At 72.8% G+C, this 10,592-nt stretch carries 7 protein-coding genes; 3 read left to right on the forward strand and 4 right to left on the reverse strand.

Annotated elements, in window-relative coordinates; translation table 11 throughout:
- Positions 1–6: 6 nt before the first annotated feature.
- Together LZ495_RS19390 and LZ495_RS19395 are read right to left on the reverse strand one after the other, a co-directional pair.
- Positions 7–2,694 (reverse strand): NACHT domain-containing protein, encoded by a 2,688-nt coding sequence (locus LZ495_RS19390; RefSeq protein ID WP_235053610.1) that lies wholly within the window; start codon positions 2,692–2,694, stop codon positions 7–9.
- Between the two features lie 49 nt (positions 2,695–2,743).
- Positions 2,744–3,634 (reverse strand): iron-sulfur binding domain-containing protein, encoded by an 891-nt coding sequence (locus LZ495_RS19395; RefSeq protein ID WP_235053611.1) that lies wholly within the window; start codon positions 3,632–3,634, stop codon positions 2,744–2,746.
- 183 nt (positions 3,635–3,817) lie between these two features.
- On the opposite strand from LZ495_RS19395, the gene LZ495_RS19400 reads away from it, so the two are divergent.
- Positions 3,818–4,702 (forward strand): hypothetical protein, encoded by an 885-nt coding sequence (locus tag LZ495_RS19400; RefSeq protein WP_235053612.1) that lies wholly within the window; start codon positions 3,818–3,820, stop codon positions 4,700–4,702.
- Between the two features lie 74 nt (positions 4,703–4,776).
- On the opposite strand, the gene disA is transcribed toward LZ495_RS19400, so the two are convergent.
- Together disA and radA are read right to left on the reverse strand one after the other, a co-directional pair.
- Positions 4,777–5,883 carry a DNA integrity scanning diadenylate cyclase DisA gene (disA, locus tag LZ495_RS19405; RefSeq protein WP_235053613.1) on the reverse strand — a complete coding sequence of 369 codons (1,107 nt, stop codon included), beginning with the start codon at positions 5,881–5,883 and terminating at the stop codon, positions 4,777–4,779.
- 107 nt (positions 5,884–5,990) lie between these two features.
- Positions 5,991–7,373 (reverse strand): DNA repair protein RadA, encoded by a 1,383-nt coding sequence (gene radA / locus LZ495_RS19410; protein ID WP_235053614.1) that lies wholly within the window; start codon positions 7,371–7,373, stop codon positions 5,991–5,993.
- 167 nt (positions 7,374–7,540) lie between these two features.
- Here radA and LZ495_RS19415 point away from each other — a divergent pair, with 167 nt between their 5' ends.
- Both LZ495_RS19415 and LZ495_RS19420 read left to right on the forward strand, forming a co-directional pair.
- Complete coding sequence (locus tag LZ495_RS19415) at positions 7,541–9,178, forward strand: RNA polymerase sigma factor (RefSeq protein WP_235053615.1); 1,638 nt, start codon at positions 7,541–7,543, stop codon at positions 9,176–9,178.
- 118 nt (positions 9,179–9,296) lie between these two features.
- On the forward strand, positions 9,297–10,592 hold a 1,296-nt coding region (locus tag LZ495_RS19420), incomplete at its 3' end, for an RNA polymerase sigma factor (protein WP_235053616.1).

The following is a 10,592-nucleotide window of genomic DNA, read 5'->3' on the forward strand; positions in this document are numbered from 1 at the left end:
CCCGTGTCATGCTCGGCGCCGGGGTGTTCGGCCGGTGTACAGCAACCTCACGCCGTGTCCGCGGACGACGATCTCCGGTGGCAGCCGCGGGTAGGTGAGTGTGACTCTTTCGGGGAGAGCCGCATCGTTCTGGTCCATGAGTTCGAGTTCGAAGAGCTCGCCGTCCACTACCAGCCGTGCTCTGCGCAGCGAGCCGAGGAAATGCAGTCTGCGCAGCTTGGGGCAGTCCCGCAGTGCCTCCAACAGGTCCCCCGGGTAGTCATCGGACTCGACCTCAGGGCCGTGCAGCACCAGGGAGTTGAGATCGTGAAACCCCTCCAGGCAGCCCGGAGACAGCGGGATACTGTGGTCCAGGTTGAGCCACTGGATCCCCGGAATCTGTGCATAGAGACGTAGTTCAAGCGGCGTCGTTGCCGTCACCAATTGAAGTTCCGGATAAGGGACATGACGCAGTACCCGGGTGATATATGCGGCTTGGTCCGTCGAGGAACTGTCCCAGAAAAGCCGAGCGAGCGTCGCCGTATCGTGGGGAGGCGGCGCCGACCACGGGTATTGGCGGGCATAGGAGCCCAGCAGATCGATGGCCGCCTCTCCGCCGACCATGAGCAGCAACGCGGTGACGTGCTGCATCGTCCCTTCGATCGACCCGTCGTAGGCCGGCATGAGATCGAGAACGGACTCGCCCAGTGCCGCCAGCGCGTTGGCCGTTTCCGACGATCGCGGCGGCAGCAGACGACCGGCCTGCTCGGTGACTTCGCTGCGCAGTAGCGGGTCGATCGCCGGTGCGTTGCCGATGGCGTCGGCGGCGATCAAGGTGAGAGCCGCATGCCGATTCTTTACGTCGGCCGCGCGCTTGAGCAGCCCCCGTATGAGGCGGTTGCGCTCATGTTCGCGACCGAGGCCGACAGCCATCACGACCACTTCGCGCCACTGGTCGTCCTTGTCGCAGTTCTTGAGCAGGATGTTGATGTCGCCCGCGTCGAGTGCTTCTCGGGCAGCCAGGAACTCCTGGAAGGTCCGGTGCACGAAGTCCACTCGTCCGGGGCCGGGCTCGCGCAGTACTCCGGAGCGCACGATCAAGTGGCGGAGCACCGCCTCCGGGTCGTCGGTGCCATGGGCGGTGCCGGCCAGATAGCCGGTGACCCGCTCCAGTGCGTCTTCGCGTGAGGCTTCCGTCAGGCCGTTGCGGATCATCCAGTAAGCGAGCTTCTGGAGCAGGATCTCCTGCTCGCGCTCTCCGACGACCACGCCTTCCGCAGCCCGTACCCCGCGTACCGAGTCGCGGCGTACGACGAGCATCTCCAGGGCGGCCTCGTACAACTTGATCCGGTCTTCGGGCAGCTGCATCCGGCGCTCGTGGTGCAGCGCGCAGATCAGTGCGCACAGCAACGGGTTGGAGGCGAGGCGGCGCAGGTGGCGGCGCGTGGTCAGCTTGGCTATGAGATCGGCCTCGACGTCCGGTTCCCTGGGTGTCTTCTGGTATTCGGCGACCGCGCTGTGCCAGTGTGCGACGAACTCGCGTTGGTCGGACAGGTTCATGGGCTGCAGTGATGCGCACCCGAAACCGTATTCGCCCAGCCATGATTCGCCGATCGCGGACGGCCGCGACGAGACGACGAACCGGGACCTCGGGTACATCGCGCAAAGTTCGCGCAGCCATTCGCGACGCATGCGTTCGCGCTGGTCGACCGGCAGCTCGTCGACGCCGTCGATGAGTACCAGGGCGCGTCCGGCGGCGAGTAGATCCCTGACCCAGTGAACCGGCATCTCGTCACGCAGCAGCGGGCTGGTGTAGTCGAGGAAGTCCTCAGGGCGCGGTGGAGCCCCGGTGAAAGAGAAGTGCCGCAACGGCAGAAAGAACGGCACGGTACCGGCCCAGTCGCGCAAGTCGGGCGGGAACGTGTCCTGGGCCGCCCACAGGGCGAGGCGCTGCATCAGCGTCGTCTTGCCGGAGCCCGCCTCGCCGCGGAGCAGGATGCGGCGGCGGTCGCCGAGGACTTCTTCGATGCGCAAGGGGCCCGCCGATGAGGTGCGCAGCCGGGTGGTGTCCTCGGACTGCGCAGCGACGCTGATGTACGCGGTGCTCATCGGGTAGTGGAAGTCCCGGTCCCGCAGCGTGACGCCGAAGAGTTCGAGCCGGTTCAGTTGCCGGTCCACGGCGGCGAGGTAGCGGCGCTCGAAGGCGGCCAGTGCCTCGTCGTCAGGTGGTCCGACGTGGCGTTCGATGCGCTCCAGCCGCTCCAATTGCTCGATGTCGGCCTGGAGCGGGAACTCGGGATGACTGCGGACGAATTCGACCACCGCAGTGCAGGCGAGCACCGAGAGCCGTTCGTACGCTCCGCGCGCGGCCGGGACGAGGCTGTAGGCAGCGGGCAGCCCCGGCGCCAGATTGCGGAGCCACTCGGCCAGGCGCACGGGGTTCATGGCCTGGCTCAGCGGAACCCGCGCATCCATCTCGCCGACAAGTTCGAACGCGGCCTTGAGGCACTCCGCCGCCGCGTTCCACTCGTTGTCCGGCAGGCCGCGGAACTCGGCGGCACGCAGGTCGTCCGAGTCCCGGGCCAGCTTGTCGACGATCTTGTCGAACGCGTCCTTGTCCACCGCACGCTGGGCCAACTTGTGGCGCTTGTACAGCTGCCGCCCCAGGACCTGTGCCGCTGCCGTCGCGACTCGTACCGTTGCCGGATCCGGCATCCGCACCCCCCGGTGTCATCAACCGAGGATAGGCGCGGAGCAGGCCCCGTCAGGTGGAAACCGGAGCCCCCGTGGGCAGTCGGTACACCCCGTCCGCTACCGGTTCGACCAAGCCGTCGGCAACCAGGCCGTCCAAGGCGCGGGCGCGTTGGATCGGTTCGTCCCAGACGGCGTCCAACGACGCTTGGAGGACCGGGCCGTCGGCCTCGCGCAGGACGGCGAGGAGCTTGCCGCGGACCTGGCGGTCCGTGCCCGCGTAGGTCTGGCCGCGGCGCGGGGGGCCGTCGTAGGCGGGTTTGCCGGCCAGCCGCCAGGCGCACAGGGCGGATACCGGGCAGTCGCCGCAGCGCGGGGTGCGGGCGGTGCAGACCAGGGCGCCGAGTTCCATGACGGCGACGGCCCACGTGGCCGCGGTCTCGGCGGCGACCGGCATCGCGTTGGTCGCGGTGCGGCGTTCGGCTGCGGTGGTGGCCTGGGGCGGGTACTCGCTGCCGTCGACGGTGCGGGCGAAGACGCGGCGGACGTTGGTGTCAAGGACCGCGTGGCGCTGCCGGAAGGCGAACGAGGCGACGGCCGCCGCGGTGTACTCGCCGACGCCGGGGAGGGCCAGCAAGTCGTCGTGGACGTCGGGGACTTCACCGGCGTGCCGGTCGCGGATCGCGGTGGCCGCGGCGTGCAGCCGCAGCGCGCGGCGCGGGTAGCCGAGCCGGCCCCAGGCGCGGACCGCCTCGCCGGGCTCGTCGTCGGCCAGCGCGGTGGGCGTGGGCCAGCGCTCCAGCCAGGCCGCGTACATCGGCAGTACGCGGTTGACCGGGGTCTGCTGGAGCATGAATTCGCTGACCATGACGGCCCACGGCGACGCGTCCGGGCCGCGCCAGGGCAGGTCGCGGGCGTTTTCCTCGTACCAGGCGATCACGAGGTCGTTGAGTGCGTGCGGCATGACGGAGACGATCCTCCCACGCCGCGGCGCGTCACTCGTACGAGGGAACTGTGGATCACTCGCGAGGGTTGCGGAGGTTTGCCGGAAACGACCCCGGCGAAGGGCGTCTCAACATCCAAAATCCCATGTCGGAACCGGCGCGGCTGCGCCAGACGGCCTAACGAACAGGCTTAGGGTTACCCGGTGGACTCTGTGACGCGCCCTGTCGGCCACCTTCCCCCGTCCGTGTATTGGCGCCGACGGGCGATCGTGTTGGTCGGCCTCGCCGTGCTCATCGCGCTCGTCGCGTGGGCCTGTGCCGCCGGGGGCGGTGGCGACGGCAAAGACGACAAGAAGAACGCCGGGGCGGACAGCCCCGCACCGACCGCGCCCACCGGCACCCCGGGGCCCATCGGCCCGGGTGACGCGGCGGGCGGCACCAGTGCGGGCGGCGGCACCGGGACGCCCGGCGGCACCGCCGGAACGGGCGGCAACGCCGGTGCGACCGGCGCCAACAGCGGTGCGACCGGCGCGAACGCCGGGGCGACCGGGGCGAACGGCACGGCCAACGGCGGTGCCAACGCCGGCGGCACGGCCGGTACGACCGGCGGCGCGGTCCCGCCTGCCACCGGAGGCGGCGGCAACACCACGATCGCCGGCATGCTCGCGTGCGCCTACCCCGGCAACGCCGAGCTGGTGCTGATCGGCGACAAGCCGCAGGACACGAAGTACCGGGTCGGCGAGCAGGTGAAGCTGACGCTGGAGGTCCGCAACACCGGCAAGGAGACCTGCGCGGTCGACCTGTCGCAGAAGACCGCGACCGTGGAGATCAAGTCGGGTGCGGACCACATCTGGTCGCCCGCCGACTGCGTCCCCGCCGATGCGAAGCCGGAGATCACCCAGATCCAGCCCGGCAAGTCCGTGACCCGCAGCTGGACCTGGACATGGACCCGCAGCGACCCGGCCCGCTGCAACGGCCAGGCGCCCGCGCTTGCCGCGCCGCCGGTCGGCTCGTCCTTCGCGGCCACCGCGAAGATCACGGGCATCCAGTGGGCCAGCAAGCAGTATGAGTGGACCGTCGTGCAGTAGCGGTCCCGAGCACGAGACGCAGAAGGCCCCGCCGGTTCCGGCGGGGCCTTCTGCACACGCGTACCCGGCTCGGATCAGACGTAGCGTTCCAGGATCGACGACTCGGCGAGCCGCGACAGCCCCTCGCGCACGCTCCGGGCCCGGGCCTCGCCGACCCCGTCGACCGCCTGCAGATCGTCGACGCTCGCCGCGAGCAGCTTCTGCAGGCCGCCGAAGTGCTCCACGAGCCGCTCGATGACCACCGGTGGCAGCCGCGGCACCTTGGCGAGGAGCCGGTAGCCGCGCGGGCTGACCGCCGAGTCGAGGACCTCGGCGCTGGACGTGAAGCCCAGCGCCCGGGCCACCGTCGGGAGGTCCAGCAGGTCGGTGTGGGTCAGGCCGTCGAGTTCGTCCAGGACGTCGGCCTCGGTGCGGCCGCGCTTGAGCGCGCGCTCGGGGATGTAGTCGCGGGACACCAGCGAGCGGTCCGGCTCGACGCCCGCGATCAACTCCTCGAGCTGCAGCGACAGCAGGCGGCCGTCGGTGCCCAACTCGGTGACGTACCCGTCGATCTCACGGGCGATCAGCCGCACCATTTCGAGGCGCTGCGACACCGCGCACACGTCGCGCACCGTGACCAGGTCCTCGATCTCCAGCGCGGACAGCGTGCCGGCCACCTCGTCCAGGCGGAGCTTGTAGCGCTCCAGCGTGGCGAGCGCCTGGTTGGCCCGGGACAGGATGGCCGCGGAGTCCTCCAGGACGTAGCGGCGCCCGTTGACGTACAGCGCGATCAGGCGCATCGACTGGCTGACCGACACGACCGGGTAGCCGGTCTGCTTGTTGACGCGCTCGGCGGTGCGGTGCCGGGTGCCCGTCTCCTCGGTGGGGATCGACGGGTCGGGCACCAGCTGCACGCCGGCCCGCACGATCTTGGTGAAGTCCTTGTCGACCACAAGGGCGCCGTCCAGCTTGCACAGCTCGCGCAGCCGGGTCGCGGAGAACTCGACGTCCAGCACGAAGCCGCCGGTGCTCAGCGCCTCGACGGTCTTGTCGAAGCCGAGGACGATCAGGCCGCCGGTGTTGCCGCGCAGGATGCGTTCCAGGCCGTCGCGCAGGGCCGTACCCGGCGCCACGGCCATCAGCGAAGCCCGTACCAGGGCCTGTTCGGCCGCGCCTTTGTCGGTCCGGTCATTCGTTGCCACAGAACTCCCCGTGGTCGTCGCCGTCCCCGGCTGCGGCGGCGCTGCCGCGCCCGGACATCGCCCCGGTGGTCGGCCCCGCTGCCGCTGAGAAAGATCGGTGGAAAAGTCTACCGGTGCGACACAAGGGAGAATGCGCGCAGCGCCTCGGAGATGTCCGCCACTTCCGTGACGCGCATGCCGTCGGGCACCTTCCCGGGGTCCGGCGGGACCAGCGCGTGCGTGAATCCGAGCCGGTGGGCCTCGGCGAGCCGCCGCTGCACGCCGGTCACGCGGCGTACTTCCCCGGCGAGTCCGACCTCGCCGATCGCGACGAGTTTCGCGGGAAGCGGATGATCCGCGGCGGCCCCGGCCAGGGCCAGCGCGGCAGCGAGGTCGGCGGCGGGCTCGGTCAGCCGTACGCCGCCCACGGTGGCGGTGTAGATCTCGGTCTTCTCCAGCCGCACTCCGCCGCGGCGCTCCAGGACCGCGAGGACCATCGACATGCGCGCGGAGTCCAGGCCCGAGGTGGCCCGGCGCGGCGTGGGGATCTGGGACGGCGCCACCAGCGCCTGGACCTCGGCGACCAGCGGCCGCTTGCCCTCCAGCGTGACCGTGACGCAGGTGCCCGCGACCGGGGTCTGGCGCTGCGTGAGGAACAGCCCGCTGGGGTCGGGCAGGCCCTTGATGCCCTCGTCGTGCAGTTCGAAGCAGCCGACCTCGTCGGCCGCGCCGTACCGGTTCTTGATGGCCCGGACCAGCCGCAGCCGGGCGTGCCGGTCGCCCTCGAAGCTCAGCACCACGTCGACCAGGTGCTCCAGCAGCCGCGGACCGGCGATCGAGCCGTCCTTGGTGACGTGCCCGACGATGATCGTCGCGATGCCGCGCTCCTTGGCCACCCGGATCAGCCCGCCGGCCACTTCGCGGACCTGGGAGACGCCGCCGGGCGCGCCGTCGATCTCGGGGGACGCGATGGTCTGGATCGAGTCCACCACCAGCAGCGCCGGCTTGACCGCGTCCACATGCCCGAGCAGCGCGGACAGGTCGGTCTCGGCGGCCAGGTAGAGGTTCTCGTTCATCGCGCCGATGCGCCCTGCGCGCAGCCGCACCTGGGACGCGGACTCCTCGCCGGTCACGTACAGCGTCGGCGCGCCCGGGGTGGCGAACGCGCTCGCGACGTCCAGGAGCAGGGTGGACTTGCCCACGCCCGGCTCGCCGGCCAGCAGGATCACCGCGCCGGGCACGATGCCGCCGCCGAGCACCCGGTCCAGTTCGTCCACGCCGCTGGTGTGGAAGCGGGCCGCCTCGACGTCGATGCGCGGGATGGGCAGCGCGGGAGTGGTGACCGGCCCGGCCGCGACCGTGCGGATCTTCTGTGCTCCGTACTCCTCGACGGTGCCCCAGGCCTGGCACTCCGGGCAGCGGCCCAGCCACTTGGGGGTGGTCCAGCCGCATTCGCTGCAGCGGTACGAGGGACGCGCCGCTTTGCCGGACGCCGACGAGGTCTTGGCCATGTGCGGCACGGTAGCCGCCGGCACCGACAAAGGTGTCCGCCGACCCGCGCGATGTCACGAGAGTGATACAGGGCGACCTGAAACGGGTGGTCCTCGTCGAAAACCATAGTGGCGCAGCGTGCGCGTGCGTACGGTGAGGCCTCATGCATGGTGGGGGAGCACCGGTCGTGGGGGCCGGTCTTGCCGCGGCGCTCGCCCGCGGCCACGAGGAGGGGACGCCGGAAGGCGTCGCGGAGCTCTATGACGCGTACGCGGACCGTTTGTTCGCGTACTGCTGCACGCTGACCGGGGACACCCGCATAGCCGGCGAGGCACTGCACGACACCGTCGTGGTGGTGCGCTCGCGCGCGGGCGGGACCGGGTCGGACGAGCAACTGCGCGCGCTGCTCTACGCAGTGGCCCGCACGGAGTGCGCACGGCACCCGCGGGCGGCCACACCGAGTGCGGAATCCGGACAAGTCTGGCGTCCCGGCGTGGTCGTGCTGGGCGCGGTGCGGGACCGGTCACGGCTGCTGCCGCTCGTGCCGGTGGCGCTGGCCGGGGTCGATCCGGCCGAGCGCGAGGCGCTGGAGCTGACCGTCCGGCACGGCCTGGAGGACGCCGAACTGGGACGCGTGCTCGGGCTGTCCGAGCGCCAGGCGGCCCGGCTCGCGGAGCGCGGGCGCGAGCAGTTCGCGATGTGCCTGGCGGTGCACGCGGTGTGCGTGCACCCGGAGCAGGAGTGCGCCGAACTGGCGGTGCTGCTGCCGTCCGGGGTGGTGTCGGGGGCGGTGCTGCCGGCGCCGATCGAGGCGGGGCTGCGGATGCCCGCCGGACTGCACGTGGCGACCTGCCCGGCGTGCGTGCCGTTCCGGCCCGCCGGACTGGCCGCGCGTCCCGAGCCGAAGGGGCGCGTGCCCGCGGAGCCGGACGCTCCCGACGCCGCGCCGACCCGCGAGATGGTCGACGCGCTGGTCGCCACCGGCCCGGCCCGCCCGGCGCCGCTCGCGGTCCGCGCCGACCTGCTGCGCAGCACGGGAGCGGGTGCGCGGGGCGCGCACGGACACGGACTGGTCGTCGCCCGCGCGGTGCGCGCCGGGCGCGACGGCTTCCCGCGCAACCGCCGGCGCCGCCGCGCGCCGCTCGCCACCGCGGGCATCGCCGCGGCCGCCGCCCTGATCCTGGGCGTGGCGATCTTCACCGGTTCCGGCACGGCCGGCCCGGGCCGGGGCAAGGAGCCGGTGGCCGCCGCGACGCTGCCCGGACCGGGCGCGGTCCCGACGGCCGGCCCCGGGATCGCGGACGCCGCGGGACCGGGTGCGGCCGTCGAGGTCCCCGAGACCACGCCCCCGCCGGCCTCGGCACCGCCGACTTCCGCGCGGCCCGGCGACAAGCCGTCCGGCGGCAAGGACACCAAGCCGCCCACGGCCACGCCGGGCGGCAAGGGGCAGGGCAGCCCGGGCGGCCCCAAGATCGCGGGAGCCCCGAATGCGGACGGCCGGTCGGCAGGCGGCGGCTCGGGCGTGCGCGTCCTCACCCCGACGCTGGCCCTGACCGAGCGCGCCCCGTCCGGCACGTTGCGCCTTTCGGCCGCCGACGAACCCGTCACCTGGACGCTCGGCGTGTCGCAGGCCCCCTGGCTCAGCCTGTCGCGCACCTCCGGGACGCTGCGCGCGGGCGCGACCGCCGCGGTGACCGTCGCATGGGACCCGGCCAAGGCCCCCGCGGGCCCGCCCGGCACCACGGTGGCAGTCGTGATCACGGTCGGACCGGGGGGCCAGTCCGTCACCGTCACCGGTCCGGTGCGGCCGAGCGGTCCCCGATGAACCCGTCGCTGTCATCGGTGATCACGGTTCACTCGGAAGTGTGATTATCGATCCCGAAAGAAGTATGAAAGTGCAATTCACCTGAGTTCCGGGGCGTACGCCGCCTACGTTCGCCCGTGTGACGGAATCGGTGACGACGGGAGCGGCCACTGCGGCGACGCCCCATGCAGCGCAATCCTGGGGGCGGGCGGCTTACGACGCGTATGCAGAGGGGCTGTACACGTACTGCCTCTCGGTGCTGCGCGACCACGCGGCCGCCGCATCGTCGATGCGCAGCACCTTCGTCCTCGCCGACCGGCACATCGGGCGCCTGCCCGACCTCGGCCTGCTCAAGCCCTGGCTGTTCGCCCTGGCCCGGTACGAATGCCTGGTCCGGCTGGACGGCGGTGCTCCCGCGCCGCTGCCCGACTCCGCCGGGGACCCCGGCGCCGACCAGCAATCCGGGCCCGGCGGCGCGCCCGCGCAGGGCCGCCGCGCGGCCCGCGAGCGCGGCGAGCTGGCGCTGCTGGCGTGGCCCGAGTCGATCGGCCTGGAACCCGAACTGCGCGAGGCCCTGGAGCTCTCGGTACGGCACGGCCTCGAACCGCGCGGCCTCGCCGCGGTGCTCGGCTGGGACGAGGACCACGCCCGGCGCGCGCTCCTGCACGCCGGGCGCGAGGTCGACCGCACGCGCGCCGCACTGGAGGGCGCCCGCGCCGCGGTGAGCTGCCCCGACGGCCCCGGCCTGGCCGCCGATGCGGAGGCCCCCGGCGTCCGCGACCGGCTCGTCGAACACGTCGACCAGTGCCGCCGCTGCCGTCCGCACGTGCGGCTCGCCGCCGCCCGCCTGGTGCCCACCGCGGGCGCCGCGGCCACCCCGCACGCCCTGCCGGCCATCACCCCGCCCACCGAGCTGCGCACCCTGGTCCTCGGCGACATCAGCCGCGGCCGCCCGGCCCACCGGCCGGCCGAACTCACCCGCCGCGTAGCGGAATTCGACCGCGCAGGGTTCCCGGTCTTCCGGTCCCGCGCGGGCCGCGGCCGGACCGGCCGCCGCCGCATGGTCGCGATCGCCGCCGCGGTGGTGGTGATCGTCGCCGCCGTCCCGGCGATGGCGCTGTGGCAGGCCGTGCACCGCAACGACGAAGGCCAGGCGAACCGCGGCAGCACCACCATCTCGGCGGCCCGGGTCACCACCGCCGATGCCGGCCTGGACGCCGGTGCGGTCCATGCGGGCGATGCCACGCCCGACGCGAACTCCGGCCGCCGCCCGGGCTCGACGCCCGCCGTCACCGGCCCGGCCCCGGCCGCACCGCAACCCGGCGGACGCTCCGGCGCACAGGCCGCCCCGCACCTGCCCGCCGGTGCCGCGGCGGTCGGCCCCGCCGCGCCGCAGCAGGTCGCGCCCCCGGCCGCGGCCGGTGTCCCGGTCGCC

Origin of the sequence: Yinghuangia soli (genome assembly GCF_021502675.1) — a bacterium.
Classification (GTDB): domain Bacteria; phylum Actinomycetota; class Actinomycetes; order Streptomycetales; family Streptomycetaceae; genus Yinghuangia; species Yinghuangia soli.

Excerpts from the sequence above, each read along its gene's own strand:
- radA (WP_235053614.1), bottom strand. The coding sequence starts at position 7,373 with ATGGCCAAGACCTCGTCGGCGTCCGGCAAAGCGGCGCGTCCCTCGTAC.
- LZ495_RS19395 (WP_235053611.1), bottom strand. The coding sequence starts at position 3,634 with ATGCCGCACGCACTCAACGACCTCGTGATCGCCTGGTACGAGGAAAAC.
- LZ495_RS19390 (WP_235053610.1), bottom strand. The coding sequence starts at position 2,694 with ATGCCGGATCCGGCAACGGTACGAGTCGCGACGGCAGCGGCACAGGTC.